Source organism: Cupriavidus sp. GW821-FHT07C08 (assembly GCF_059419025.1).
Map to the genome: position 1 here is coordinate 13886 of NZ_JBWKQZ010000042.1, position 25243 is coordinate 39128.

Annotated in this window: 24 protein-coding genes; 10 read left to right on the plus strand and 14 right to left on the minus strand. The window is 67.7% G+C overall.

Translation table 11 applies throughout. From position 1 onward, the window contains the following. Positions 1-9 precede the first annotated feature (9 nt). Both gap and tkt read right to left on the minus strand, forming a co-directional pair. Positions 10-1008: a type I glyceraldehyde-3-phosphate dehydrogenase gene (gap, locus tag AC07UK_RS35275; RefSeq protein ID WP_010813209.1), complete on the minus strand. Its 999-nt coding sequence runs from the start codon at positions 1006-1008 to the stop codon at positions 10-12. 84 nt (positions 1009-1092) lie between these two features. Further along, the gene (tkt, locus tag AC07UK_RS35280; RefSeq protein WP_436222623.1) at positions 1093-3126 is read right to left on the minus strand and encodes a transketolase; all 2034 of its coding nucleotides are present in this window, start codon (positions 3124-3126) and stop codon (positions 1093-1095) included. Positions 3127-3428: 302 nt separating this feature from the next. Between tkt and AC07UK_RS35285 the strand changes: the two genes are divergently transcribed. The 3 genes from AC07UK_RS35285 to AC07UK_RS35295 are packed head-to-tail and all read left to right on the plus strand — an operon-like array spanning position 3429 to position 5292. Continuing rightward, on the plus strand, positions 3429-3857 hold the full coding sequence (locus AC07UK_RS35285) for a VOC family protein (RefSeq protein ID WP_013957973.1): 429 nt from the start codon (positions 3429-3431) through the stop codon (positions 3855-3857). Continuing rightward, positions 3857-4609: a 16S rRNA (uracil(1498)-N(3))-methyltransferase gene (locus AC07UK_RS35290; protein WP_494687792.1), complete on the plus strand. Its 753-nt coding sequence runs from the start codon at positions 3857-3859 to the stop codon at positions 4607-4609. The genes AC07UK_RS35285 and AC07UK_RS35290 overlap by 1 nt, the downstream gene beginning before the upstream one ends. Positions 4610-4668: 59 nt before the next feature. Next, positions 4669-5292, plus strand: coding sequence for a YidB family protein (locus AC07UK_RS35295; RefSeq protein WP_436222625.1), 624 nt, complete (start codon positions 4669-4671; stop codon positions 5290-5292). A gap of 83 nt (positions 5293-5375) precedes the next feature. On the opposite strand, the gene AC07UK_RS35300 is transcribed toward AC07UK_RS35295, so the two are convergent. The 3 genes from AC07UK_RS35300 to AC07UK_RS35310 all read right to left on the minus strand — a co-directional run bounded on the left by AC07UK_RS35300 (position 5376) and on the right by AC07UK_RS35310 (position 9078). Beyond that, the gene (locus AC07UK_RS35300; RefSeq protein ID WP_010813204.1) at positions 5376-5993 is read right to left on the minus strand and encodes a barstar family protein; all 618 of its coding nucleotides are present in this window, start codon (positions 5991-5993) and stop codon (positions 5376-5378) included. Beyond that, positions 5990-6361 carry a guanyl-specific ribonuclease gene (locus AC07UK_RS35305; protein WP_436223107.1) on the minus strand — a complete coding sequence of 124 codons (372 nt, stop codon included), beginning with the start codon at positions 6359-6361 and terminating at the stop codon, positions 5990-5992. Before AC07UK_RS35305 ends, AC07UK_RS35300 begins: the two co-directional genes overlap by 4 nt. A gap of 392 nt (positions 6362-6753) precedes the next feature. Beyond that, positions 6754-9078: an NADP-dependent malic enzyme gene (locus AC07UK_RS35310; protein WP_436222626.1), complete on the minus strand. Its 2325-nt coding sequence runs from the start codon at positions 9076-9078 to the stop codon at positions 6754-6756. A 403-nt stretch (positions 9079-9481) separates the two neighbouring features. Here AC07UK_RS35310 and thiL point away from each other — a divergent pair, with 403 nt between their 5' ends. From thiL to AC07UK_RS35325, 3 genes are all read left to right on the plus strand, one after another. Continuing rightward, positions 9482-10462 carry a thiamine-phosphate kinase gene (gene thiL, locus AC07UK_RS35315; protein ID WP_436222627.1) on the plus strand — a complete coding sequence of 327 codons (981 nt, stop codon included), beginning with the start codon at positions 9482-9484 and terminating at the stop codon, positions 10460-10462. 126 nt (positions 10463-10588) lie between these two features. After that, entirely contained in the window at positions 10589-11155 is a 567-nt protein-coding gene (locus AC07UK_RS35320; protein WP_013957980.1) for a phosphatidylglycerophosphatase A family protein, read from the plus strand. A gap of 58 nt (positions 11156-11213) precedes the next feature. Next, a complete protein-coding gene (locus AC07UK_RS35325; protein WP_013957981.1) occupies positions 11214-11711 on the plus strand; it encodes a CinA family protein in 498 nt (165 codons plus the stop codon). Between the two features lie 74 nt (positions 11712-11785). Here the strand turns inward: AC07UK_RS35325 and pyrF are convergent, their stop codons facing one another. Then, on the minus strand, positions 11786-12604 hold the full coding sequence (gene pyrF, locus AC07UK_RS35330) for an orotidine-5'-phosphate decarboxylase (protein ID WP_436222628.1): 819 nt from the start codon (positions 12602-12604) through the stop codon (positions 11786-11788). Positions 12605-12790: 186 nt separating this feature from the next. On the opposite strand from pyrF, the gene AC07UK_RS35335 reads away from it, so the two are divergent. Both AC07UK_RS35335 and corA read left to right on the plus strand, forming a co-directional pair. Next, positions 12791-13690 carry a DMT family transporter gene (locus AC07UK_RS35335; RefSeq protein ID WP_436222629.1) on the plus strand — a complete coding sequence of 300 codons (900 nt, stop codon included), beginning with the start codon at positions 12791-12793 and terminating at the stop codon, positions 13688-13690. A 582-nt stretch (positions 13691-14272) separates the two neighbouring features. After that, positions 14273-15238 (plus strand): magnesium/cobalt transporter CorA, encoded by a 966-nt coding sequence (gene corA, locus AC07UK_RS35340; RefSeq protein ID WP_436222630.1) that lies wholly within the window; start codon positions 14273-14275, stop codon positions 15236-15238. 12 nt (positions 15239-15250) lie between these two features. Here the strand turns inward: corA and mtgA are convergent, their stop codons facing one another. The 8 genes from mtgA to mpl form a co-directional block, all read right to left on the minus strand. Further along, complete coding sequence (gene mtgA, locus AC07UK_RS35345; RefSeq protein ID WP_436223108.1) at positions 15251-15952, minus strand: monofunctional biosynthetic peptidoglycan transglycosylase; 702 nt, start codon at positions 15950-15952, stop codon at positions 15251-15253. A gap of 74 nt (positions 15953-16026) precedes the next feature. Next, entirely contained in the window at positions 16027-16914 is an 888-nt protein-coding gene (gene aroE, locus AC07UK_RS35350) for a shikimate dehydrogenase (RefSeq protein ID WP_316151475.1), read from the minus strand. Then, positions 16914-17846, minus strand: coding sequence for an energy transducer TonB family protein (locus AC07UK_RS35355; protein ID WP_436222631.1), 933 nt, complete (start codon positions 17844-17846; stop codon positions 16914-16916). Before AC07UK_RS35355 ends, aroE begins: the two co-directional genes overlap by 1 nt. Positions 17847-17976: 130 nt before the next feature. Then, the gene (locus AC07UK_RS35360; RefSeq protein WP_436222632.1) at positions 17977-20079 is read right to left on the minus strand and encodes a ribonuclease catalytic domain-containing protein; all 2103 of its coding nucleotides are present in this window, start codon (positions 20077-20079) and stop codon (positions 17977-17979) included. A 267-nt stretch (positions 20080-20346) separates the two neighbouring features. Continuing rightward, positions 20347-21087, minus strand: a complete 741-nt coding sequence (fabG, locus tag AC07UK_RS35365; protein ID WP_436222633.1) for a 3-oxoacyl-ACP reductase FabG — start codon at positions 21085-21087, stop codon at positions 20347-20349. Beyond that, positions 21084-21746: a chorismate--pyruvate lyase family protein gene (locus AC07UK_RS35370; protein WP_436222634.1), complete on the minus strand. Its 663-nt coding sequence runs from the start codon at positions 21744-21746 to the stop codon at positions 21084-21086. Before AC07UK_RS35370 ends, fabG begins: the two co-directional genes overlap by 4 nt. Further along, positions 21743-22357 carry a YqiA/YcfP family alpha/beta fold hydrolase gene (locus AC07UK_RS35375; protein ID WP_013957991.1) on the minus strand — a complete coding sequence of 205 codons (615 nt, stop codon included), beginning with the start codon at positions 22355-22357 and terminating at the stop codon, positions 21743-21745. The genes AC07UK_RS35370 and AC07UK_RS35375 overlap by 4 nt, the downstream gene beginning before the upstream one ends. Positions 22358-22375: 18 nt before the next feature. Continuing rightward, positions 22376-23761, minus strand: coding sequence for a UDP-N-acetylmuramate:L-alanyl-gamma-D-glutamyl-meso-diaminopimelate ligase (gene mpl, locus AC07UK_RS35380; protein WP_436222635.1), 1386 nt, complete (start codon positions 23759-23761; stop codon positions 22376-22378). Between the two features lie 202 nt (positions 23762-23963). On the opposite strand from mpl, the gene AC07UK_RS35385 reads away from it, so the two are divergent. Next, the gene (locus AC07UK_RS35385) at positions 23964-24653 is read left to right on the plus strand and encodes a UDP-N-acetylmuramate--alanine ligase (RefSeq protein ID WP_494687793.1); all 690 of its coding nucleotides are present in this window, start codon (positions 23964-23966) and stop codon (positions 24651-24653) included. A 36-nt stretch (positions 24654-24689) separates the two neighbouring features. Then, a complete protein-coding gene (locus tag AC07UK_RS35390; RefSeq protein ID WP_013957994.1) occupies positions 24690-25238 on the plus strand; it encodes a TlpA family protein disulfide reductase in 549 nt (182 codons plus the stop codon). The last annotated feature ends 5 nt before the right edge of the window (positions 25239-25243 follow it).

Genomic DNA, 25243 nt, shown 5'->3' on the forward strand with positions numbered 1-25243 from the left:
GCTGCCGGATTACTTGGCCGCGACGCGGACCATTTCCAGCACCTTGTTCGAGTAGCCCCACTCGTTGTCGTACCAGCTCACGACCTTGATGAAGGTGCCGTCCAGCGCGATGCCGGCTTCAGCGTCGAAGATCGAGGTGCGGGCATCGCCGCGGAAGTCGGTGGCGACGACCTTGTCTTCGGTGTAGCCCAGCACGCCCTTGAGCGCGCCCTGGCTCTGGGCCTTCATCTCGGCGCAGATTTCTTCGTACGTCGCCGACTTTTCCAGCTCGACGGTCAGGTCAACCACGGACACGTCCGAGGTCGGCACGCGGAACGACATGCCGGTCAGCTTCTTGTTCAGCTGCGGAATCACCACGCCCACGGCCTTGGCAGCGCCGGTCGACGACGGGATGATGTTCTCCAGGATGCCGCGGCCGCCGCGCCAGTCCTTGTTGGACGGGCCGTCAACGGTCTTCTGGGTGGCGGTGGCAGCGTGCACGGTGGTCATCAGGCCGCGCTTGATGCCCCACTTGTCGTTCAGCACCTTGGCCACCGGTGCCAGGCAGTTGGTGGTGCAGCTGGCGTTGGAGATGATCGCCTCGCCCTTGTACGACTCGTGGTTCACGCCGTACACGAACATCGGGGTGTCGTCCTTGGACGGGGCCGACATGATCACCTTCTTGGCACCCGCGTCGAGGTGCTTCTGCGCGCCCTCCTTGGTCAGGAAGATGCCGGTCGACTCGACCACCACGTCGGCGCCGATCTCGCCCCACTTCAGCTCGGCCGGATCCTTGACCGCGGTCAGGCGGATCTTCTTGCCGTTGACGACCAGGGTGTTGCCGTCGACCGACACTTCGCCGTCGAAGCGGCCATGCACCGAGTCGTACTTCAGCATGTACGCCAGGTAGTCGGGCTCCAGCAGGTCGTTGATGCCAACGACTTCGATGTCCTTGAAGTTGGCGACTGCGGCGCGGAACACCATGCGTCCGATGCGGCCGAAGCCGTTGATGCCGATCTTGATGGTCATGACTGTCTCTCCTGAGGATCGATTGAAACCTGTGGGCGCCGCTGCTGCCGCGCGGCGCACCACGCGGCTCCAGCGCCCGGATGCTTAGATAAGGGTGTCCTTCACCGTGCGGACCACGTTGTCGACGGTAAAGCCGAAGTGCTTGAACAGCACGCCGGCCGGGGCCGATTCACCGAAGGTGTCGATGCCCACCACCGCCTGGACCTGGTACTTCCACCAGAAGTCCGTCACGCCCGCCTCGACCGCCACGCGCGGCACGCCGGCCGGCAGCACGCTGGCCTTGTAGGCGCTGTCCTGCTTGTCGAACACGGTGGTGGCCGGCACCGAGACCACGCGCACATGCACGCCTTCGGTAGCCAGTGCGTCAGCGGCGCCGACGGCCAGGCCCACTTCGGAGCCGGTGGCCAGGATCACGGCGTCCGGACGCCTGGTCTTGGGGTTGACGCTGTCGCGCAGCACGTAGCCGCCGCGCGCGATGTTGGCACGGGTGGCTTCTTCGCGGCGCTGGAACGGCAGGTTCTGGCGGCTGAAGATCAGGCAGCTCGGCCCGTTCTCGCGGCGGATCGACTCGGCCCAGGCCACAGCGGTCTCGGTGGTGTCGGCGGTGCGCCAGACGTCCATGTTCGGGATCAGGCGCAGGCTGGCGACGTGCTCGATCGACTGGTGGGTCGGGCCGTCTTCGCCCAGGCCGATCGAGTCATGGGTGAACACGAACAGCGAGCGGATCTTCATCAGCGCCGCCATGCGCAGCGCGTTGCGGCTGTAGTCCGAGAAGGTCAGGAAGGTGGCGCCGTAGGGAATGTAGCCACCATGCAGCGTGATGCCGTTCATGATGGCGCTCATGCCGAACTCGCGCACGCCGTAGTTGATGTGGTTGCCCCAGGCATCCACGCGCACGGCCTGGCTGCCCGACCAGTTGGTCAGGTTCGAGCCGGTCAGGTCGGCCGATCCGCCGAGGAACTCGGGCAGCACCGGGCCGAAGGCCTCGATGGTGTTCTGGCTGGCCTTGCGGGTGGCGATGGTCTCGGCCTTTTCCTCGCACTTGGCGATGAATGCTTCGACGGCGGCGTCGAACGAACCCGGCAGCTCGCCCTTCATGCGGCGGCGGAACTCGCCGGCCTCATACGGGTGGCGCTCGGCGTAGGCATCGAACAGCGCGTTCCAGGCACGCTCCAGCGCCTGGCCATTGGCCTTGGCATCCCAGGCGTCGTAGACCTCGGGCGGCACTTCGAACGGGGCGTGGGCCCAGCCCAGCGCCTCGCGCGTGGCCAGCACTTCGGCGCCGCCCAGCGGGGCGCCGTGCACGTCGTGGCCGCCTTCCTTGTTGGGCGCGCCCTTGCCGATCTTGGTGCGGCAGCAGATCAGGGTCGGCTTGTCGCTGGCCTTGGCCTGCGAGATCGCCATGTCGACGGCGGTCACGTCATGGCCGTCGATGCCGCGGATCACGTTCCAGCCATAGGCTTCGAAACGCTTCGGGGTATCGTCGTTGAACCAGTGCACCACGTCGCCGTCGATCGAGATGCCATTGTCGTCCCACAGCGCAATGAGCTTATTAAGCTTCAGCGTGCCGGCCAGCGAGCTCGCTTCGTGCGAGATGCCTTCCATCAGGCAACCGTCGCCGAGGAAGACATAGGTATGGTGGTTGACGATGTCGAAGCCGGGGCGGTTGAATTCTTCGCCCAGCAGGCGTTCGGCCAGCGCCATGCCGACGGCATTGGTGATGCCCTGGCCGAGCGGGCCGGTGGTGGTTTCCACGCCCGGGGTGATGCCGTATTCCGGGTGGCCGGCGGTCTTGCTGTGCAGCTGGCGGAAATTCTTCAGCTCTTCCACAGGCAGCTCATAGCCGGTCAGGTGCAAGAGCGAATAGATCAGCATCGAGCCATGGCCGTTGGACAGCACGAAGCGGTCACGGTCGGCCCACTGGGGGTTGCTCGGGTTGTGCTTCAGGTGCCGGCCCCACAGCGCCACGGCGATGTCTGCCATGCCCATCGGCGCACCGGGGTGGCCGGAATTGGCCTGCTGGACAGCGTCCATGGCAAGCACGCGGATGGCGTCGGCCATCAGCTTGGCGGGCTGGGAAGCAAAAGGACTTGTGGCGGGATGGGCAAGGGCGGACATTCTGGCGGATTCGGGCGTGAGCCTGACGGCAGGAAAACCGCAATTTTAGCAGAAGCTAGGGGGTTTTCCGGACTCCCGGACAGCGCCTGCGGCGCAGCGAGGGCGATCACCGCAAGCCCCATGCGCCCCCCGCCCCCGGTCATCGGAACTATCCGGCCACGGACATGCCTGATGCTTCACCCCAACCAGCCCGGCCGACCGCTGCGCCGCACTTCGACAGCGTAGCGCGGCACGCGTAAGATGCACTCTCGCACCGCGCGGCACGCCAGCCGCGCCGGGTTTCCCGCACTCAGGAGACGATCATGACCAGACCGGCCAACACCCCCTGGCTCACCCCCTACCTGACCGTCGCCAACGGGCGCGCCGCACTGGACTTCTACAGCCGCGCCTTCGGATTTGCCGCCGGCAACGTGGTCGACGAAAACGGTGTGCCGACCCACGCCGAGATGCATTACCAGGGCCAGCTGGTGGTGATGTTCGCGCCCGAGGGCGCCTGGGGCAGCACCGCGCGCACGCCGCGCTCGCTGGGCGTCGAGTGCCCGCAGACCTTCTATGTCTATTGCGACGATGTCGACGCCATGCACCAGCGCGCGGTCGACGCCGGCGCGGTCAGCCTGATGGCGCCGGCCGACCAGTTCTGGGGCGACCGCTATTGCATGGTCGAAGATCCCGACGGCTACCGCTGGGGCTTCGGCAAGCCGCTGGACCAGGCAGCAGGCCAGGCAAGCTGATGGCACCTCGCTTCTTCGTCGGCGGCACAGACACCGTCCTGGCCGCCGAGTCCGATTTCCCGCTGCCCGAGCCGGTGGTGCGCCACGCGCAGGTGCTGCGCCTGGTGCCGGGCGACGCCATGACGCTGTTCGACGGCCGCGGCGGCAGCCACGCGGCCACGCTGGTCGAGCTGGGCAAGCGCCACGCGCTGGCGCGCATCGGCGCGCATGACGCGGCCGAAGCCGAGCCGCCCTTCCGCGTCACGCTGGCGCAGGGCCTGGCCGGCGGCGACAAGATGGACTGGCTGATCGAAAAGGCGGTCGAACTGGGCGTGACGGCAATCCAGCCGCTGCAGGCCAGCCGCTCGGTGGTGCGCCTGTCGGGCGAGCGCGCGCACAAGCGCCACGCGCACTGGCAGGCACTGGTGCAGGCCGCCTGCGAGCAATGCGGCCGCAATCGCTTGCCGGAGGTTGCGCCGGTCGCTAACTTTGAGACATGGCTGGCGCAGCCCGCGGCTGGCGGTGCCAGGCTGCTGGTATCGCCGCGCGCCACGCACTCGCTGCCGGCGTTCATCGCCGAACAGCGCGAAGCCTTGCTGACCGGCGGCGTCACGCTGCTGATCGGCCCCGAAGGCGGCCTGGCGCCCGAGGAAGAGCAGGCGGCAAGGCAAGCGGGTTTCACCGGCGTGTCGCTCGGCCCCCGCATCCTGCGTACTGAAACCGCCGGGCTGGCATGCCTGGCAACCCTTAATGCCTTGCTTGGCGGATTCTGACGGCGGCGGCCATCCGGTCATCGCGTCAACCTTGCAACCCTGACTGAAAGGAGTCGACCATGGGACTACTCGATAGCGTGCTGGGCGGTGTGCTCGGACAACTCGGCGGCGCGCGCGGCGAGGCTGGCGATACCGGCGGCGGGCTCGACCCCAAGCTGATGATGGCGCTCGGCCTGCTGGCGACGCTGGCCATGCGCGGCCGCGGGCAAGCCGGCGGCGGCGCGGGCGATGCGCCGGCGGCCGATGATGGACTGGGTGGCCTGGGCAGCCTCGGCGGGCTGCTCGGCGGCATGCTCGGCGGCGGCGGTGCCGGCGCGGCGCCCGGCGGCGCCACCGGCGGCCTGGATCTTGGCTCGCTGCTCGGTGGCCTGCTTGGCGGCCAGGGTGGCGCGCCGGCCAACAGCCAGGCACTGGGTGCGGCCGCCGGCGGCATCGGCGCGCTGCAGCAGATCCTGGCGCAGGCCGGGCTGGGCGAACAGGTGAACTCGTGGATCGGCAGCGGCGCCAACCAGCCGGTCACGCCGTCAGCGCTGAGCACCGCGCTGGGCGACACCGGCGCGCTCGAATCGCTGGCACAGACCACCGGCATGTCGCAGGACGACGTGGCCGCGCAACTGAGCGAAGGGCTGCCGGAACTGATCGACCGGCTCACGCCGCATGGGCATCTGCCGGCGCAGGAATAAGGCCAGCACCTGGCCAGAAAGCAAAAAGCCCGCTGATGCGGGCTTTTTGCTTGCTATACCGTGGAACGGCCAGGCCAGCGCAATCAGGCGAACGAATAAAACACCCGGAACTGCACCTTGCGCTCACCCCAGAATTCAGCAGCGTCGCGGAATACGTCGAGCAGCACCTCGCGCCCTTCCTTGTCGAACTTCTGCGCAATCGGCAGGCCTTCCAGCACGATCACAAAGCCCGGCTGCGGGCCGGCCTTGTAGATCATGTCGGTCAGGCAGTCAGCCAGCGCGTCGAAGTTCTTGCCGAAATGCTTCGGGAAGGTGAACGACGTGGCGATGGTTTCCAGGACCTCGGCCTTGCTCGCGCAATGGGCGCAATTGGCATAGAGGAAATGCTGCCCGAGATCGGCGGCCGCCTGGGCCAGCTCAGGCACGCGGAAGGCGCGGATCGACTGGACGATGTTCGGACGCACCGTCTTGAACAGGTTCATGGCCCCCTCGCTGGTGCCGTCATTCCAACCGGGACCGGCGGGCATGGCCACGGGCGCGGTCGCGGGCGGGAGTTTTTGCATGAGCTCCTGGCTCGGCATCATCAGCACGTTGTCGTATAGGTTCTGGGCCTGCTGCTGAGCCCGCTGCCAGCCATCTCCGGCGCCGCGCTCTTCGCGGGCGGCAAGGGCGTCGCCCAATCCGAAAATGTCAGTCATCATTTGAGTATCCGTTTGAAGCTGTTGTAGTGATCTTCCGTGTAGTAACAATCGTTGGCAGCGCGTTGTTCCCCGCCGCAGACGATCCGCTTGGCTCCCCGGTTCCGGCTCCTGGCGCTCTTGACCGTGTATTCGCGGTAATACTCGCGTTCACGTTGCGGCAGGATGCGCTCGTAGTTGCCGAATCTCGATCCGTCCTTGTCATACAGGAACGGGCCGCCGGCTTCGATGCGCTCCAGGGTCTGCCGTGCTTCGTTGGGCAACTGCTGCACTGCAATGGTTCCCATCCCTTCGGTCTGCACCTGCCGCGCCAGTGTCGGCTGCGCCAGGGCCAGCACCAGCGCGGCGCCGGTCATGGACCGGGCCAGCATGCGCGTTGCGTGCCGCATCAGAGAAACTTGGAAACCCACGTTGCTTGTCTTGGTTGAACCGGAAATCGAGCCTGCCGCTGGTTGGGTAGACGATCTATCTGTCCGGGCCACCCTGGCCAGCGCCCTGCGCCACCCGTAGAGGAGCGCGATGGATGCCGGCCGTACCGGGGCGCTCATGGCGAGCGCCTGTATCAAAGGCGTAAGGTTACGCGCATGCACGCAATTAAGCAATCCCGGCCCGGGGGCACTGGTAATTCTTCAATTGTTTCAATATGTTAAGCGTATGTGTGCGCATACTAACCATGCACATATGGGCACAAAAAAAGCCGGGCGGACCCGACTTTTCGTCACATTGGCCTGCTACCGCCATGCAACCGGCGATACCAAGCGGTTTAGCGCTTGGCAGCGGCGTCCACCACGACCAGCGAGGTCATGTTGACGATGCGGCGCACCGTGGCCGACGGCGTCAGGATGTGCACCGGCGCCTTCACGCCCAGCAGGATCGGCCCGATCGCGACGTTGTTGCCCGCGGCAACCTTGAGCAGGTTGTACGAGATATTGGCAGCGTCGATGTTCGGGCACACCAGCAGGTTGGCTTCGCCCTTGAGCGCGCCGTCCGGCACCAGCTGGTCGCGCAGCTTCTGGTCAAGCGCGCTGTCGCCGTGCATTTCGCCGTCGATCTCCAGGTCCGGGGCGCGATCACGCAGGATGGCGAGGGTTTCGCGCATCTTGCGGGCTGAAGGCGCTTCGGACGAACCGAAGTTCGAATGAGACAGCAGCGCGATCTTGGGCTCGATGCCGAAGCGCTTCAGTTCCTCGGCGGCCATCAGCGTGATCTGGGCCAGTTCTTCGGCGGTCGGGTCGACGTTGACGTGCGTATCCACCAGGAAGATCTGGCGGCCCGGCAGCACCAGGCCGTTCATCGCCGCGTAGACCTTGTTGGTGCCGCCCAGCACCTGGTCGATATAGCGCAGGTGCGCCGCGGTGTTGCTGACGGTGCCGCAGATCATGCCGTCGGCCTCGCCCTTCTTGACCAGCATCGCGCCGATCAGCGTGGTGCGGCGGCGCAGCTCCAGCTTGGCGTACTCGGGCGTGATGCCCTCGCGCGCCATCATGCGGTAGTAGGCGTCGGAATAATCGCGGAAGCGCTCGTCGTGCTCGGGGTTGACCACGGTGAAGTCCACGCCGGCGCGCAGGCGCAGGCCGAAGCGCTCGATGCGGTGCTGCAGCACGGCCGGGCGGCCGATCAGGATCGGGTTGGCCAGCTTTTCGTCAACGATCACCTGCACCGCGCGCAGCACGCGCTCTTGCTCGCCTTCAGCGAAGACGATGCGCTTCTTCTCCATCTCGACCTTGCGCGCGGCGGCGTAGATCGGCTTCATCAGCGTGCCCGAGTGGTACACGAACTGCTGCAGCTGCAGGCGGTAGGCGTCCATGTCCTCGATCGGACGGGCGGCCACGCCGGACTTCATCGCGGCCTCGGCCACGGCCGGCGCCACCTTGACGATCAGGCGCGGGTCGAACGGCTTCGGAATCAGGTACTCAGGGCCAAACGACAGGTCCTGGATGCCATAGGCAGTGGCAACGATGTCGCTCTGCTCCTGGCGCGCCAGCTCGGCCAGCGCATTGGCCGCGGCGATTTCCATCTCGCGCGTGATGGTGGTGGCACCGCAGTCCAGCGCGCCGCGGAAGATGAACGGGAAGCACAGGACGTTGTTGACCTGGTTCGGGTAGTCGGTGCGGCCGGTGGCCATCACCGCGTCCGGGCGCACTTCCTTGACCAGCTCCGGCGCGATTTCCGGGTTCGGGTTGGCCAGGGCCAGCACCAGCGGCTTGTCGGCCATGCGCTGGACCATGTCCTGCTTGAGCACGCCGGCGGCGGACAGGCCGAGGAAGATGTCGGCGCCGTCGATCACTTCGGCCAGCTTGCGCTTGTCGGTCTTCTGGCAGAAGCGCGCCTTTTCCGGGTCCATCAGCTCGGTACGGCCTTCGTAGACCACGCCGGCCAGGTCGGTCACCCAGATGTTCTCGATGGGCAGGCCGATATCGACCAGCAGGTCCAGGCAGGCCAGCGCGGCCGCGCCGGCGCCCGAGGCCACCAGCTTGACATTCTTGATGTCCTTGCCGACCACCTTCAGGCCGTTGATGATGGCCGCGGACACCACGATGGCGGTGCCGTGCTGGTCATCGTGGAAGACGGGGATCTTCATCTTCTCGCGCAGCTTGCGCTCGACGTAGAAGCATTCCGGTGCCTTGATGTCTTCCAGGTTGATGCCGCCGAAGGTGGGCTCCAGCGCGGCGATGATCTGGACCAGCTTCTCCGGGTCCTTCTCGTCGACTTCGATATCGAACACGTCGATACCGGCAAACTTCTTGAACAGGCCAGCCTTGCCTTCCATCACCGGCTTGGAGGCCGCGGCGCCAATGTCGCCCAGGCCCAGCACGGCGGTGCCGTTGGTGATCACCGCGACCAGGTTGCCGCGCGCGGTGTAGCGGAAGGAGTTGGCCTGATCGACAACGATTTCTTCGCAAGCTGCGGCCACGCCCGGCGAGTAGGCCAGGGCCAGGTCGCGCTGGTTCGACAGCGGCTTGGTCGGGGTGACGGAGATCTTGCCGGGGGTCGGAAACTCGTGATACTCGAGCGCCGCTTTGCGCAGCGCCTCACGCTGCTGCTGTTTCAGATCGTCTTGGGACGGGGACTGCTGAGGGCTGGTCATCGGCGCATCTTCCAATCGGTGGAGCCGTCATTGACGAGGCGGGGGACGATCGGCGGACCGGCTCCACGTGCCCGCCCTTCTCTTCCTTTGGAACCCAGCATTTTATATAGTGAAATACTATTTCACAATAAGCGTTTTGCTTGGGGCACCTTTGCGATTCGGTACAATATGCCCCATCCTCCGGGGCATTACCAGCAAGCGTAGCGCCTGCCCGCAGAAGTGGCGCACCGCGTGGCGGTCATGGCTGTCGTGCGCGGCAGTATCTTGCTGAAATACCGGGCGCACCCCATCCTGACGCGCTGCGCCGGCGCCGCGGGATTGCCCCGGATCGCCAATCATCTTCACGCAACGCGCAGCCCTTCCGAGTCCCGTCCACCCGGCCGGGCGGATCTTCCCGACGACGATGTCCCACGCCCAGCCAGCCCAGCTTTCCGAGTTCGACCTGATCCGCCGCTATTTCACGCGGCCGGTGCGCAAGGCCACGCTCGGCGTGGGCGATGACTGCGCGCTGATCGAGGGCCGCCCCGGCCATCACCTCGCCATCAGCACCGACATGCTGGTCAGCGGCCGGCATTTCTTCCCGGACGTGGCGCCGCGTGCACTCGGCCACAAGGCGCTGGCCGTGAACCTGTCCGACCTGGCCGCCATGGGCGCCGAGCCGCGCGCATTCACACTGGCGCTGGCCCTGCCCGAGGCCGACCCCGCCTGGCTGGCCGGACTGGCCGACGGCATGCTGGCGCTGGCCGATGCCCACGGCTGCGAACTGGTCGGCGGCGACACCACGCGCGGCCCGCTGACGCTCTCGCTGACGGTATTCGGCGATGTGCCCCTGCGTGCCGCGCTGCGCCGCGACGCCGCCCGGCCCGGCGACGATATCTGGATTTCCGGCACGCTTGGCGACGCCCGCCTGGCGCTGGGCGACTGCCGCGGCGAATGGCTGCTGCCGGAGCCCGAGTTCAGCCAGGTGCGCCCGCGCATGGACACGCCCACACCGCGCGTGGCACTGGGCATGGCCCTGCGCGGCGTGGCGCATGCCGCACTCGACATCTCCGACGGCCTGGTCGGCGACCTGGGCCATATACTGGAACGCTCGCAAGTCGGCGCGCTGGTCGACGTCGATGCGCTGCCGCGCTCGGCGGTGCTGGCCAGCCAGCCGGACGCGATCCAGCGTGAATGCGTGCTGGCCGGCGGCGACGACTACGAGCTGTGCTTCACCGCGCCCGCCGGCAACCGCGACGCCATTGCGGCGATCAGCGAACGCCTGGCGCTGCCGCTCACACGTGTCGGCGCGATCACGCCCGAGCCCGGCCTGCGGCTGGTCGACGGTGCCGGCAACCCGACCCGGTACGAGGGCGCCAGCTTCGACCATTTCGCTGCCCCCTGACACCGGGACACAGGCATGTCATGATGCCGGCATCGGCGCGCTGCGCGGGCACGGGAGTCCCGCAGGCATGGCAGTGCGAGCCGGCCATAACCATAAGCAGTAACTGCATCACACGAGCCAACTTTGATGTCCACCTTCCCTCCCGGGGCCGCGCCGCGCGACCCCGCCCTGACCCTGGAAGCCGGCCAGACCGTCAAGGTCACGCGCCCGAGCGCGCGCTTCATGCTGGCCCATCCGGCCCACCTGATCGCCTTCGGCTTCGGCTCGGGCCTGTCGCCCGTTGGGCCGGGCACGGTCGGCACGCTCTACGGCTGGCTGTCGTTCGTGGTGATTTCGCTGTGGATCGCGCCCACCACCTGGCTGTGGATCATCGCCGGCGGCTTCCTGGTCGGCCTGTGGGCGTGCGCGCGCACGGCGCGCGACATGGGCGTGCACGACCATGGCAGCATGGTCTGGGACGAGATCGTTGCCTTCTGGCTGGTGCTGGCCTTTGTCATGCCGACCGGCTTCTGGGGGCAGTTTGCCGCCTTCCTGTGGTTCCGGCTGTTCGACATCGCCAAGCCGGCGCCGATCGGCCACTATGACCGCACGCTAAAGGGCCCGGGCCTGCGCGGCGGCTTTGGCGTGATGTTCGACGACATCTTCGCGGCCTTCTACACGCTGCTGGTGTTTGCGCTGTGGCGCTCGTTCTGAGCCACGCATCGCCAGCCATGACAAGCTGATTCCCCCCCAAAACTACCCTGTATCCACCATGTCTGTCAGCCGCCTGCTCGACCAGCTCGCCATCCAGGCCGGCGTCGCCCTTGCCGACAAATCCCTGATGCTGGCCACTGCCGAATCCTGCACCGGCGGGCTGGTGGCTGCCGCCATTACCGATGTATCCGGCTCGTCCGGCTGGTTCGAGCGCGGCTTCGTCACCTATTCCAATGAGGCCAAGTCCACCATGCTGGGCGTGCCCGCCAAGCTGATCCGCGACCACGGCGCGGTCAGCGAGGAAGTGGCGCGCGCCATGGCCGAAGGCGCGCTGCTCAACAGCCGTGCCCAGGTAGCGTTGTCCGTCACCGGCGTGGCCGGCCCCAACGGCGGCACCCCGGAAAAGCCGGTGGGCATGGTCTGCTTCGGCTGGAGCAACCGCATCACCACCCATACCGAGACCCAGCGCTTTCGCGGCGACCGCGGCCAGATCCGCCGGCAGGCGGCCGAGCATGCGATGCGGGGGCTGCTGGAGCTGATCCGGAACGAGGCCTGAAGCCGACGGCCGGCAACCTCCGCCCAATAAAAAAACCGCGCCGTCTCCGGCGCGGTTTTTTTCTGTGCCCGGCCTCAGCCGTGGCGATAGCGATTGATGGTCTCGCGCGTCTGCAGCGCGACATTGCGCGCCGCCGCCGCAAAATCCTTCTCGCGGCTGGCGTAAAGGATGGCGCGCGACGAGTTGATCATCATGCCGGTGCCGTCCGCGGTGCGCCCCGCCTTGACCGTGGCCTCGATGTCGCCTCCCTGGGCGCCGATGCCCGGGATCAGCAGCGGCATGTCGCCGACGATCTGGCGCACGCGCGCGATCTCGTTGGGGAAGGTCGCGCCGACCACCAGGCCCATCTGACCGGTGGTGTTCCAGCGCTCGCGCGCAGCCTCGGCCACCAGCTGGTACAGCGGCTTGCCGTCGACCTGCAGGAACTGCACGTCCGAGCCGCCCGGGTTGGAGGTCCGGCACAGCACGATCACGCCGCGGTTCGGGTAGGCCAGGTAGGGCTGCATCGAATCGAAGCCCATGTACGGGCTGACCGTGACCGCGTCAGCCCTGTACCGCTCGAAGGCCTCCAGCGCGTAGTGCTCGGCGGTCGAGCCGATGTCGCCGCGCTTGGCGTCCAGGATCACCGGGATGCCGGGGTGGGCGTCGTGGATATAGTGGATCAGCTGCTCGAGCTGGTCTTCGGCGCGCTGCGAGTGGAAGTACGCAATCTGCGGCTTGAAGGCACAGACCAGGTCGGCGGTGGCGTCAACGATCTCGCGGCAGAACGAAAAGATGGCGCCGCCCGCCCCGGTCAGGGACAGCGGCAGCTTCTGCGGGTCAGGGTCGAGCCCGACGCACAGGAGGGAATCGTTGCGCTGCCAGGCGGCAGCAAGCTGCTCGGTGAAAGTCATGGGTACTCGGAATATCCTGGTGGCGCCGGCGCCCCATTGGCCCGGCCGGCGCGGTTGGCCGCAGCGGCGTGAAAACCTCTCACCCCTGCAGCATATGTCGCTTCCGGCAATTTTACCCGCTGCGTGCTATCGTTTTGCGCTTCCTCTCAAAACAAAGCGCGGCATGACGCACAGCCGCGTCCCGTCATGTCTCTCGATCGCCGCGGTATCTTCCTGCTTGTCGTGCTCACCCTTGCCTGGGGCATCAACTGGCCCATCATGAAGGTAGGCGTAGCGCACTTTCCGGCACTGGGCTTCCGCCTGCTGTGCATGGCGGGCGGGCTGGTGGCGCTGGGGCTGGCGCTGCGGTTGCGCGGCGATTCGCTGGCCGTGCCGCGGCGCGAATGGGGCACGGTGGTCCGCCTGGCCATTCCCAACATGGTGATCTGGCACCTGTTTGCGATCTGCGCGGTCAAGATGCTGTCCTCGGGCCGCGCCGCCATCCTGGGCTACACCATGCCGATCTGGGCAGTGGTCTGGGGCCTGGTGTTCTTCCGCGAACGCATTGGCGCCTGGGCCTGGCTGGGCATCGGCTGCGCGCTGGCCGGCACGGTGCTGCTGCTTTCCGGCGAGATCGCCGCGCTGACCGGCAGCCCGGCCGGCACGCTGCTGATGCTGCTGGCCGCGGCCGGCTGGGGCTTCGGCACCCAGTTGATGAAGCGCACCCAGACCGACGTGCCCATCGGCGCCATGACGTTCTGGATGCTGGCCGTGACCCTGCCCTTCCTGGCGGGCGGCTCGCTGCTGCTGGAAGACGGCTGGCGCATGCCCACGGCCATCGAATGGGGCGCCATCGCCTACAACGCGGTGGTGGTCTTCGCCTTCTGCCACCTGGTCTGGTTCGGGCTGGCACGCAACCTGCCGCCGGTGGTATCGAGCCTGTCGATCATGTTCATTCCCGTGGTCGGGGTGTTCTCGGGCATGTGGATGCTGGGCGAGCAGCCGCACTGGCAGGATTACGCGGCGATCGTGCTGATGTTCCTGGCGCTGTCCTCGGTGATGCTGGCACCGCTGCTGTGGCGCCGGCTGCAGGGCGTGCTGGGCTGATCCCCGGGGTGGGCGCCCCCGGGTCGTGAGAGGGCAACAGCGGCCCGCCTGCGCGGAGATTTCACTTAACAAGCCACCCTCCGTTGGGCTACACTCGCGGCCATCACAATCCCGGAGAAATTACGTGGGCAGTAGCATCGGGTGTTCGAGTTGCCGCAGCAGCGCTGCGACCTCTGCGAATGCCATGTCACTGCGGGCTGCGTAACGACGACCCGCCCGGAGCACCCGGCTCCGCGCCTCGTCGACCTCGCCCGCAGCAGAACTGCGGGCGAGTGTCTTTCCGTGCCACCGGCGGCGCCATCCATGCGCGCCGCAACGCGTGCGGATTTTCCCTCTCCCGGCTAGCCAGCCAACCCAGGCAAACGCCATCGCCTTGTACCGCCCGCCGAGTCCGTTGCGTCCGGCAGCCGCGGTACAGCGCGATCACGCTTGCCCGTGGCCCGGCCCTGGCAGGGCGCCTTGCGGCGTCTCGCCAGGCCATGCAGGGCATGACGGACTACCTGGGAATGCGGCGAGCCGCCTGCGCTTGTCTTCGCGCTTGTCTTTGTTTTTCGTCGCAATCAGCAATAAGGAATCCCGGGGATGATCAACCTGTTCGTCCTGCAGAAAGGCCGGCTTGCCCAGGAGCAGGTCGACGAGCGCAATGAGCTGCTGCAGCACAAGCCGATCTGGATCGATGTCGTCAATCCCGACGACGAGGAACTGAACTGGATCAAGGAAGCCTATGGCGTCGCCCTTCCCGAACTGGAGGACCTGGGCGACCTGGAAGCGTCCGCGCGATATTTCGAGGGCGAGGACGAGAATATCCATATCCGCACCGACTTCCTGCTGGACGAGGAAGAGGCCTTATCGCGCAACGTGCGCGTGGCTTTCGTGCTCACGCGCGACGTACTGTTCTCCATCCACGACGAAGACCTGCCGGTGTTCCGGCTGGTGCGGCTGCGCGCGCGTATGCGCCCGGGCTCGGTGCGCAATGCAAAGGACGTGCTGATGGACCTGTACGCGACCGACGCCGAGTATTCCGCCGACTCGATCGAGGAAATCTACGAGCGGCTCGAAGAAGCGAGCCGCCGCGTGCTGGCCGAGAACGTGACCGATGCCGCCGCGGCCGACGTGCTGGAAACCATCGCCCGCGAGGAAGACTTGAACGGGCGCATCCGCCGCAACGTGATGGACACGCGCCGCGCGGTGTCCTTCCTGATGCGCAGCCAGCTGCTGTCGGCCGAGCAGCAGGACGAGGCCCGCCAGATCCTGCGCGACATCGACTCGATCGAGAACCACACCGCGTTCCTGTTCGACAAGATCAACTTCCTGATGGACGCGACCGTCGGTTTCATCAACATCAACCAGAACAAGATCATCAAACTGTTCTCGGTGGTGTCGGTGGCGCTGATGCCGCCCACGCTGATCGCCAGTATCTACGGCATGAACTTCAAGATCATGCCGGAGCTGGACTGGGCCGCGGGGTATCCGTGGGCGATCGCACTGATGGCGGTGTCGGCGGCGATTCCGCTGGTGTATTTCCGCCGCAAGGGCTGGCTCAGCTAAAACCGAGGGGCGTCAGTCCGGCAACGTAGCCGCCCCCATCCGCCGCGCGATGATCCCCGCCTTGGCGCGGAAGTTCACGCGCACGTTGGCGCAGTACTCCTTCTTGTCGAAGCACTTGGGCGCCGGCAGCGCCGCGGCCAGGCGCGCGGACTGGCCCACGCTGAGCTTGTCGGCGCTGGTGCGGAAGTAGTGCTGCGCCGCGGCCTGCGCGCCGAACACGCCCTCGCCCCACTCCACTGAATTCAGGTAGATCTCGTAGATGCGCTGCTTGTCCAGCCAGAACTCGAGCATCCACGTGATGGCCAGCTCCTGGCCCTTGCGCAGGTAATGCTGCTCGGACGACAGGAACAGGTTCTTGGCCAGCTGCTGCGTGATGGTGGAACCGCCGCGCACGATGCGCCCGCGCTTCTTGTTGCGCTCCCACGCATCGAGCATGGCATCGAGTTCATAGCCCGGGTGGTTGACGAAGTCGGCATCCTCGCTGGCGATCACCGCGCGCTTGAGGTTGCGCGAGATGCGGTCGTACGGCACCCATTGCCGGTCGAGGCCGCAGTTCCAGACATTGGTGCCGCACAGGCGCCAGCGCTCGGCGCGCATGAAGGTGGTGGTGGTCGGGTTGATGTACTGCCACGAGGCGATCTGCACGAAGAAGTACAGCTGCATCGCCACCACGCCCGCCGCCACGCAGCCGAGCAGATAGCCCAGCCAGCGCACCGGGTTGAACACGGCACGGGCCGGCGCGGCGCTGGCCGTGCGGTTGCGGTTGGCCACGGCTGGCGGCGCCCCGGTCAGCCCTTGCGTTCGGCCTGCAGCGCGGCGCGCAGCTCGGCCAGCACGGGCGCGGTGCGGGGCCGCACGCCACGCCAGATATAGAAGGCCTCGGCGGCCTGCTCGACCAGCATGCCCAGGCCGTCGCTCACGCGCGCGCCGCAGCGGGCGGCGAACTGCAGGAACACGGTGGGCTCGGCGCCGTACATCATGTCGTAGGCCAGCACGCCTTCGCCCAGCAGGAACTCGGGCACCGGCGGCACTTCGCCATGCAGGCTGCTGGACGAGGCATTGATCACCACGTCGACGGCTTCGTCCTCGGACAGCCCGTCGAGCGCGTCGAGCCCGCCGCCCCACAGTTCCACGCCGTACTGGTCGGCGGCTTCGACAAATTCTTCCAGCATGTCGCTGGCGCGCGACGCGGTGCGGTTGGCCACCACGATGCGCGACGGCCGGCATTCGATCAGCGGCAGCATCGCGCCCATCGCAGCGCCGCCGGCGCCCAGCAGCAGCACGCGCTTGCCTTCGATCAGCGTGTCGAGGTTGTCCTGGATATCGCGCACCAGGCCGATGCCGTCGGTGTTGTCGCCATGGATCATGCCCTCTTCGATCCACAGCGTGTTGACCGCACCGGCGGCCTCGGCGCGCTCGGTCAGGCGGTCGGCCAGGTCATAGGCCTCCAGCTTGAACGGCACCGTCACGTTGCAGCCGTAGCCGCCCTCGGCAAAGAACTGGCGCACGGTGTCGGCAAACCCGTCCAGCGGCGCCTCCAGGCGGTCGTATTGCACCGCTTCGCCGGTCTGGCGCGCAAAGGCGGCGTGGATCGCCGGCGAGCGGCTGTGCGCGACCGGGTTGCCGATCACCACATAGCGGTCGGAAGTGGCTTGGGAGGAATCAGTGGATGTCATCAGCGTGCCTGCAAGCGGGTTTCCAGCCCGCTGCGCGAAAACTTGAAAGTGGAAATGACTTCGAGGATGTCCTGGCGCGACGCCATCTCGGCGGTAAAGGGGCCGAACGGCGCGGCCGCGCGCACGATCGCCACGGCCTGGCGGTCCAGCGCGGGATCGCCCGAGCTCTTGACCACGTCGATGGCGTCGACGTTGTAGCCGTCGCGGTTGTAGCCGAGCTTGCCCAGCCGGTTGACGTTGATCACCAGGATCAGCTGGCCATACAGCGGCTTGCCGTTGCGTTGCGGGAAGTCAGTGGTGCCGCGCGCCTCGATCTTGTGGCGCAGGCGGTCGTAGTACTGCGCGTAGTCGACCGCCTGGGCGCTGGTGGCGGTCAGCTGGAAACGCTTGGGCCGCTTGGCGTAGTGGTCCAGGTTGCGGCCGATCTCGGCCTCCAGCTTGGCCATCTCGTCGGTCGAGGTGCGCTCGTCCTGGCCGCGCTGCGGGGTGTCCTGGCGCTTCTCGCCGGGCTTGAGCGGCTGGTTGCGCACCGACGGCGCGGCCTCGCGCGACTGGGTCAGCAGGCGTTGCTGCTCCTGTTCCAGCTGCTCGACGCGGCGCTGCACTTGGCGCACCAGGTCGCCTTCCTGCGTCTGGGTCTGCGCGGGCAGCGGCGTGGTGGCGCGCTGCAGGTCATGGTCGCCGCCGCCGTCCAGGTTGGCTTGCGCCAGCGCGGTCGGGTTGCGCGGCTTCTGCGCCGACTTGGCATTGACCAGCACCACGTCCAGCGCGGCATCGCTGCGCTTGATCTCGAACACCTCGGGCGCGGCCACCCGCACCATCAGCAGCACCACGTGCACGGCCACGGAAATGGCCAGCGCCTTGGCCAGCGTACTGCTGTTGTGCCACCTGGCATGCCACCAGTGGCGGGGAGCGGCGAGAGTGGCGTTCACGATGGATGGAGGGTGGCTGAAGGGCGGGCGGCGGCCCGAACCGGTCCGGGCCGGCGGCCTGGCAGGACCGGGGCCACTGGCCCCGGATCAGACAGGCATTGTAAGTGAGCGCCGCCGATTTCCGAAGGCTTCAGCCGGCCGCCGGGGTGCCGGTGTCGCGCTCGCCCGACGCCGCCCCGGCAACGTCGTCGCCAGGTTCGGCCGGGCTTTCGTCCGAGACCCCGGCGGCCTGCTCGGCGGCTTCCTCGGCGGCCGCCTCGGCAGCGGCTTCGGCGGACAACTCTGCGGCTTCCTCGTCGCTTTCCAGCTCTTCCTCGGGCACTTCGCCTTCACCGGCGAAGATCTCCAGCACCCGGCAGGACACTTCCAGCGTGATCTCGTCGGTCTCGCCGATCTCCAGCAGCACCTGCGTGCCGCGCTGCGCCTGGACCAGTTCGGGCACGCGCGTGACCAGCGGGATCTCGGTAAAGCGCACAGCGCCTTCCTTGAGCACCGAGGCCACCATGCGCTCGCGCTTTTCCTGCTTGAGCCAGCGCAGGCACCAGTAGCGCTCCATGGTCGACTGGTGGTCGGCATAGGCGGCGTAAGTGCCTTCGAAGTCCGCCACCGCGGCCAGCAGGTCGGCGTCCTTGGGCTTGAACGGCGCCACCAGCTTGGCGGTCACGCCGTGCTGGGCCACCGCCAGGATCTGCCACTGGTTGACCAGGTCGACATAGCGGCGCAGCGGCGAGGTGCTCCACGCGTACTGCGCCACGCCCAGGCCCTCATGCGGCGCCGGGTAGGTCTGCATGCGGGTGCGGTGCATGCCCCACGCCTTCTGCGTGCGGTAGATGCCCGGCACGCCGTTGTCGGCCAGCAGCTTGCCCCAGGTGCTGTTGGCCAGGATCATCAGCTCGGCCACGATCTTGTCCAGCGGCGAGCCGCGCTTGCGCTGTTCAATGCGCACGCGCTGGCTGCCGTCGGCCTGGTCGTCCAGGTAGAAATTGAAGTCGGCGCGGTTGTGGGTCTCGGGGCGCAGGCCGCTGGCCAGGCGCGCCTTCTGGCGCTCGTCGTACAGGTAGCCGGCAAAGTGCCACAGCTGCGTCAGTGCGTCGCGGAACGGGTAGTCGCCGGTGCCCGCGGCAAGCGCAGCCTCGGTGATCACCTCGTCGAGCAGGTTGTGGCGCAGGTTGGCGGCGATCGGCACCATCTCGGCGCGGGTCTCGCTGCCGGTGATCAGCCACACGGTCGGGTCCACCGTCACGTACAGCGACAGCGCCGGGCACGTGCGCCCTTCCTGCAGCGTGTAGCGCTCCACCACGGCGTCGGGCAGCATGGTGATCTTGTCGCCCGGGAAATAGACCGTGGACAGCCGCTGGCGCGCGACCGCATCGAGCGGTTCGCTGCGGCGGATCCCCAGCGCGGGCGCGGCGATATGGATGCCGATGCGCAGCTTGCCGTCGGGCAGCCTGGTCACGGACAGCGCATCGTCGATCTCGGTGGTGGTGACGTCGTCGATGGAGAATGCCTCCACGTCGGCCACCGGCAGGTCGGCGGGCGGCTCGGGCACGTCGGTATCCGGGAAGCCCGTGCCCTTGGGGAAGCATTCCGCCAGGAACTTGGCCTCATGCAGCGCGCGCGCGCTGGCGACGCCGCCGGCGGCCACCATCAGCCGCATCGGGGTCATGCCCAGCGCGGTGCAGGCGGCGTCCATGGCCTTGTATTCCAGGCTGTTCTTGTCCGGCTTGAACAGCAGCTGCAGCACCTTGTTGCGGAACGTCTCCGGCAGCGTCAGCGCCTTGAGCTGTTCTTCATACTCGGCCTGCACCAGCGCCTGCTGGCGCTTGCGCTCAAGCGCGGCCAGCGCCGCCTTGAGCTGGTCTTCGGGCGCGCGCTGGTAGCGGCCGCGCCCCTTGCGGCGGAAGTACACCGGGTTGCCATGCAGCGCCATCGCCAGCGCCGCCTGCTGCACCGGGCCGGGCTCGGCGCCGTAGTACTCGGCGGCCAGCTCGGCAAAGCCGAATTCTGCCTCTGGCGCGCATTCCCACAGGAAGTCCAGGTCGATCTCGGCCGTCATGTCGCCGGTCTGGCGCACCAGCTCGATTGCCGACGGCTGCGCGAACTGCAGCAGCACGTCGCGCGACTTGACCTTGGTGCGCTTGCCGGCTGGCAGCTCCACCTGGTAAGCCTCGCCCTGCTGGTTCAGCACGGTGCCGGCGCGGATTTCGCCGCCTTCTTCGAACAGCAACTGCATCGATCGGTACTTTCAGAAAATGCGCGGAACCGCGCCTGGCCGCCAAGAGGCAGCGCCGGGGCGGGACCTGTGGGAGAAATGGTGCAACCGGGCGCAAATGCGTGCGAACGGAAGCGAGTGCGGCGCGCGGGGTGCGAATCGCTGGCCGCGGGCCGCGCCGTATCGGTACGGCCCGAGACCTGGAATGATACCGCACCCCGCTCCGGCGGCTGCGGGGGCCGGCGCACCGGCAAGGTGCGTGCACCCGGCCCGCAGCGGCGCGCAGGCTCAGAGCGACATGCCGCCGCTGGCCTCGATCGCCACGCCATTGACGTAGCTGGCGTCGTCGCTGGCCAGGAAGGCGTAGATGCTGGCGATCTCGGCCGGCTCGGCCAGGCGGCGCAGCCAGCACGACGATTTCATGCCGTCCAGCACCTTTTCCGGCACGGTCTGCAGGATCTCGGTATTGACGAAGCCCGGGCACACCGCGTTCACGCGCACGCCCTTGGGGCCCAGCTCGCGCGCCCAGGTCTTGGTAAAGCCGATCACGCCGAACTTGCTGGCGGCGTAGTTGGTCTGGCCGAAGTTGCCGTACAGGCCGACCACGCTGGAAGCGTTCAGGATCACGCCCTTGCCCTGCTCGGTCATCAGGCCGGCCACGGCCTGCGCGCAGTTGAAGACGCCCTTCAGGTTGACGTCGATGACGGCATCGAACTGGGCCTCGGTCATCTTGGCCAGGCGTGCATCCTTGGTGATGCCGGCGTTGTTGACGAGGATGTCGACGCGTTCGTGCGCGGCCAGCACGGCGGCCACCATGGCATCGACCTGGTCGCGCCGGGTCACGTCGACGCGGTAGGCCGACACGGTGGCGCCGGTGGCGGCCAGCTTGTCGGCAGCCTCGCGCACGCGCCCTTCCTGCACGTCGCACAGGACAACGATGGCGCCGTCGGCGGCAAAGCGCTGCGCGGTGGCAAACCCGATGCCGGCGGCGGCACCGGTGATGATGGCAACCCGACCCTGCAGTTTCATCTCGTGATCTCTTTCTTGGTTTCGGTAGTGTGTGTGGAGGGGCTTCGGTCTGTGGTCCGCAAATACCTGGGATGCGGAATCGCCTCGGTCCCCGGGGATGGCCGCGACAGCAGGTCCGGCAGGAACACTTCTGTCACGAGCATGACGCCGCCGCCGCGCCGGAACACCGAGCGCCGCGCCGGCAGCATGGGCAGTGGCGCCATGGCCGGCAGCACGCGCTGCAAGGCCTGGCGCAGCGGATGGTGCGGCAGCAGCCGCGCAAACTGGAACGGCTCGCGCGCCACCGCCGGATCGACAAACAGCCGGCCGCCCAGCGGGCGCTCGCCCAGCCCGCGCAGGAACGGCCAGTCGCGGCGCGCATGGCGGCAGCGCACCACAGTATGGGCAAACACGGCGGGAGTATCGTCGCAGATCAGCAGCACCTCGCGCGTCAGCGCGGGGGTGCGGTCGTGCTGGCCCAGCACCTGCCATTCATCGGCCAGCGGGCGCTGCGGGCGCTGCAGCAGGCGCGCCACGCGAAAGCGCTCCGACGCTGCCACCAGGCGCGCCGTCAGCGAGCCGTCGTCACCGGTCACCCAGCGCCGCAGGTTGGGCGTGATGGCTGCATCGAAGGCCAGGTGCGGGCTCCAGCCGCAGCGGCGCGCGGACTGCGCGCTCATGCCGGGCCTGCGCCGGCCGGCACCTTGCCGCCGGGGCCATAGCCGCAGAAGGCGAGCACATCGTCAACGTAGTCGGCAAATTCGCTGATGCCGTGGTCGCTGCCCTCGATCACGCGGATGTTCGCGCCCGGGCAGGCCGCGACCATCTCACGGTAGTCCAGTACCTCGTCGCCGGTGGCGGCGATCAGGTAATAGCGTTCGGGATCGGTGATGGTGTCCACGCGCAGGTCCAGCAGCTCCTGCAGGTGGCGGCGCTCGACCGTGACCGAGCCGCCGCCGTGCCACAGCGGCTGTTCACCCAGGTACGTTTCCAGGTCGGTCCAGGGGTGGATGGCCGGATTGAGCAGCACGGTCTTGCAGCCATGGCGCTCGCCCAGCCAGCGCGCATAGAAGCCGCCCAGCGACGAGCCGACGATGGCGATCTCCTGGTCGCCGCCGGCCTGCGCGGCGCGGATCGCGGCCTGCGCCTGGGCAATGGCCATTTCGGGCGAGACATTGAGCGTGGGGCAGGCGTAGTAGCGGCCCACGCCCCACTCGCGCATGCGCTCCTGCACCAGCCGGGCCTTGAACGACTGGGGCGAGGAGCGGAATCCGTGCAGGTACAGCAGCATGGTCGTCCTTCCCGCCGGTCAGCGTGCGGCGCCCTGAGCCAGGGCGTCCAGCAGCTTCTGGTGCACGCCGCCGAAGCCGCCGTTGCTCATCACCAGCACGTGGTCGCCCGGCTGCGCCGCGGCACGCACGGCCTGCACCAGCGCGCCCAGGTCCTGGAAGGCGGCGGCCTTGTCGCCCAGCGGCGCCAGCGATTCGGCCAGGTCCCAGCCCAGCGCGTCCTTGCCGGCCGGGGCGCCGTAGCCGAACACCAGGTCGGCCTGCTCCAGGCTGGCCGGCAGCTGCGCCTTCATCACGCCCAGCTTCATGGTGTTGGAGCGCGGCTCCAGCACCGCCAGGATGCGGGCATCGCCGACGCGGCGGCGCAGCCCTTCCAGCGTGGTCTGGATCGCGGTCGGATGGTGGGCGAAGTCGTCATAGACCGTCACGCCGCCGGCCACGCCGCGCACTTCCATGCGGCGCTTGACGTTGGCAAAGCGGGACAGCGATTCGATCGCCTGCGCGGCCGGCACGCCCACATGACGCGCGGCGGCGATCGCGGCCAGCGCATTCATGCGGTTGTGGGTGCCCTGCAGGTCCCACACCACGGTGCCCTGGACGGCATCGCCAAACCAGACGTCGAAGGCGTCCTTGCCGGGCGCCGCAGCGGCAGCAGCATCGCTCTCGCGCCAGTCACCCACGCCAAACTGCTCGACCTCGCTCCAGCAGCCGCGCTCCAGCACGCGTGCCAGGCTTTCCTCCACGCCGTTGACGATGATCCGGCCCTGGCCGGGCACGGTGCGCACCAGATGGTGGAACTGGGTCTCGATCGCCGCCAGATCCGGGAAGATGTCGGCATGATCGTATTCCAGGTTGTTCAGGATCGCGGTGCGCGGGCGGTAGTGGACAAACTTGCTGCGCTTGTCGAAGAAGGCGGTGTCGTACTCGTCGGCCTCGATCACAAAGAAGTCCGATTCGGTCACGCGCGCCGAGATGCCGAAGTTCTGCGGCACCCCGCCCACCAGGAAGCCGGGGTTATAGCCGGCATCCTCCAGGATCCAGGCCAGCATCGACGTGGTGGTGGTCTTGCCGTGCGTGCCGGCCACCGCCAGCACCCACTTGCGCGCCAGCACGTGCTCGCCCAGCCATTGCGGGCCCGACACATAGGGCAGGTTGCGGTCGAGGATGGCCTCCATCAGCGGATTGCCGCGCGAGACCACGTTACCGATCACGAACAGGTCCGGCTCCAGCGACAGCTGGGCGGGGTCGAAGCCTTCGATCAGCTCGATCCCCTGGGCCTCGAGCTGGGTGCTCATCGGCGGGTAGACATTGGCATCGCAGCCGGTGACGCGGTGGCCGGCCTCTTTGGCCAGTACCGCCAGGCCGCCCATGAAGGTGCCGCAGATGCCAAGGATATGAATATGCATGGGTTCCCGGAAAGACTTGAAGCCCGCAGGCGTGGGGATTCGGCACCCGGCGTGGCGCGGCGGCACGGCGGCTGTTTCAGGCCGTGTCTTGCGGTGCGGTGGCCGGGCAGGAAGCCTTCGATTGTACCCGAGCGCACGCGGCCTTCGCTGCACTGCGGCAGCGCGCGCGCCGGTTGCGCGGGAGCCTCCGGTATCATGGGGCATGACCCGACGCACCACCCTCGACCCCACCCGCCTGCGCGAGGAAATCGCCCAGGCTGCCGCCCGGATGATTGCCGAGGACGGTGCCGACTACGCCACCGCCAAGCGCAAGGCCGCGCGCCAGGTGCTGGGCGAGCAGCGCGTGCCCGGCGAATGGCTGCCCGACAATGAACAAGTCGAAGCCGAGGTACGCGCCTACCAGGCGCTGTTCCACGCCGACAGCCAGCCCCGCGTGCTGGCGCTGCTGCGCCGGCTGGCGGTGCTGGCCATGGAAGACCTGGCGCCGTTCCGGCCTTACCTGGTCGGCGCCGTGCTCAACGGCACCGCCACCGAGCACTCCGATATCTATCTGCAGTGCTTCTGCGACAGCGCCAAGGATGCGACGCTGCACCTGATCAACGCCGGCGTGGACTTCGAGACCAGCGAGAGCCGGCATTTCGGCGGCCGCGGCGAGGTCGAGACCCTCAGCTTCCTGTGGAAGGGCCAGTGGCCCGACCGCCGCGAGGCCCGGCTGCTCGCCGGCGAGGTGCGCGCGGAACTGGGTGCCCCAGTCGGCATTCATATAGCACTGTATGATGCCGTCGACGAACGCGGCGCCGTGCGTGCCGACGCCTCGGGGCGCCCGGCCCGCGCCGACGTGCAGGCGGTACGGGCGCTGATAGACGCGCCCGGCGATGCCGACCCGGCCTGACGCCCGCCCCCTACTACACAGGTCCAAGCCATCCCCATGACTGAAACCGTTTCTTCGCCCGCCCGCCGCTCCCGCCTCTGGCTGTGGATCGCCGTGGCCGTGGTCGCCTGCGCCACCGGCGCACTGGCCGGCCATTTCGTGTTCTCGCCCAAGCCCGCCAGCGACCAGGCGGTGGAAACCTTCTTCCAGACACGCCTGCCCGACGCCGCCGGCGCCGACCTGGACCTGGGCAAGCTGCGCGGCAAGACCGTGGTGATCAACTTCTGGGCGCCCTGGTGCGGGCCGTGTGTCGAGGAAATGCCGGAGCTGACCGCGCTGCATGAGGAATACAAGAGCCGCCAGGTCGAGTTTGTCGGCATCGGCATCGATTCCGCCGCCAATATCCAGCAGTTCACCACGAAGGTCCCGGTGGCCTACCCGCTCGCCGTGGCCGGTTTTGCCGGCACCGAGCTGTCGCGCAACTTCGGCAACAGCGCCGGCGGCCTGCCCTATACCGTGGTGATCAACCCGGACGGATCGGTGAAGTATCGCAAGATGGGACGGGTGACGGCCGAGGAACTGCGGGCCGTGCTGCCACGCGCCTGAGCATA

What these genes read in the sequence shown, in the direction of transcription:
- gap (WP_010813209.1), bottom strand. Translation starts at nt 1,008, where the DNA reads ATGACCATCAAGATCGGCATCAACGGCTTCGGCCGCATCGGACGCATG.
- tkt (WP_436222623.1), bottom strand. Translation starts at nt 3,126, where the DNA reads ATGTCCGCCCTTGCCCATCCCGCCACAAGTCCTTTTGCTTCCCAGCCC.
- AC07UK_RS35285 (WP_013957973.1), top strand. Translation starts at nt 3,429, where the DNA reads ATGACCAGACCGGCCAACACCCCCTGGCTCACCCCCTACCTGACCGTC.
- AC07UK_RS35290 (WP_494687792.1), top strand. Translation starts at nt 3,857, where the DNA reads ATGGCACCTCGCTTCTTCGTCGGCGGCACAGACACCGTCCTGGCCGCC.
- AC07UK_RS35295 (WP_436222625.1), top strand. Translation starts at nt 4,669, where the DNA reads ATGGGACTACTCGATAGCGTGCTGGGCGGTGTGCTCGGACAACTCGGC.
- AC07UK_RS35300 (WP_010813204.1), bottom strand. Translation starts at nt 5,993, where the DNA reads ATGATGACTGACATTTTCGGATTGGGCGACGCCCTTGCCGCCCGCGAA.
- AC07UK_RS35305 (WP_436223107.1), bottom strand. Translation starts at nt 6,361, where the DNA reads ATGCTGGCCCGGTCCATGACCGGCGCCGCGCTGGTGCTGGCCCTGGCG.
- AC07UK_RS35310 (WP_436222626.1), bottom strand. Translation starts at nt 9,078, where the DNA reads ATGACCAGCCCTCAGCAGTCCCCGTCCCAAGACGATCTGAAACAGCAG.
- thiL (WP_436222627.1), top strand. Translation starts at nt 9,482, where the DNA reads ATGTCCCACGCCCAGCCAGCCCAGCTTTCCGAGTTCGACCTGATCCGC.
- AC07UK_RS35320 (WP_013957980.1), top strand. Translation starts at nt 10,589, where the DNA reads ATGTCCACCTTCCCTCCCGGGGCCGCGCCGCGCGACCCCGCCCTGACC.
- AC07UK_RS35325 (WP_013957981.1), top strand. Translation starts at nt 11,214, where the DNA reads ATGTCTGTCAGCCGCCTGCTCGACCAGCTCGCCATCCAGGCCGGCGTC.
- pyrF (WP_436222628.1), bottom strand. Translation starts at nt 12,604, where the DNA reads ATGACTTTCACCGAGCAGCTTGCTGCCGCCTGGCAGCGCAACGATTCC.
- AC07UK_RS35335 (WP_436222629.1), top strand. Translation starts at nt 12,791, where the DNA reads ATGTCTCTCGATCGCCGCGGTATCTTCCTGCTTGTCGTGCTCACCCTT.
- corA (WP_436222630.1), top strand. Translation starts at nt 14,273, where the DNA reads ATGATCAACCTGTTCGTCCTGCAGAAAGGCCGGCTTGCCCAGGAGCAG.
- aroE (WP_316151475.1), bottom strand. Translation starts at nt 16,914, where the DNA reads ATGACATCCACTGATTCCTCCCAAGCCACTTCCGACCGCTATGTGGTG.
- AC07UK_RS35360 (WP_436222632.1), bottom strand. Translation starts at nt 20,079, where the DNA reads ATGCAGTTGCTGTTCGAAGAAGGCGGCGAAATCCGCGCCGGCACCGTG.
- fabG (WP_436222633.1), bottom strand. Translation starts at nt 21,087, where the DNA reads ATGAAACTGCAGGGTCGGGTTGCCATCATCACCGGTGCCGCCGCCGGC.
- AC07UK_RS35370 (WP_436222634.1), bottom strand. Translation starts at nt 21,746, where the DNA reads ATGAGCGCGCAGTCCGCGCGCCGCTGCGGCTGGAGCCCGCACCTGGCC.
- AC07UK_RS35375 (WP_013957991.1), bottom strand. Translation starts at nt 22,357, where the DNA reads ATGCTGCTGTACCTGCACGGATTCCGCTCCTCGCCCCAGTCGTTCAAG.
- mpl (WP_436222635.1), bottom strand. Translation starts at nt 23,761, where the DNA reads ATGCATATTCATATCCTTGGCATCTGCGGCACCTTCATGGGCGGCCTG.
- AC07UK_RS35385 (WP_494687793.1), top strand. Translation starts at nt 23,964, where the DNA reads ATGACCCGACGCACCACCCTCGACCCCACCCGCCTGCGCGAGGAAATC.
- AC07UK_RS35390 (WP_013957994.1), top strand. Translation starts at nt 24,690, where the DNA reads ATGACTGAAACCGTTTCTTCGCCCGCCCGCCGCTCCCGCCTCTGGCTG.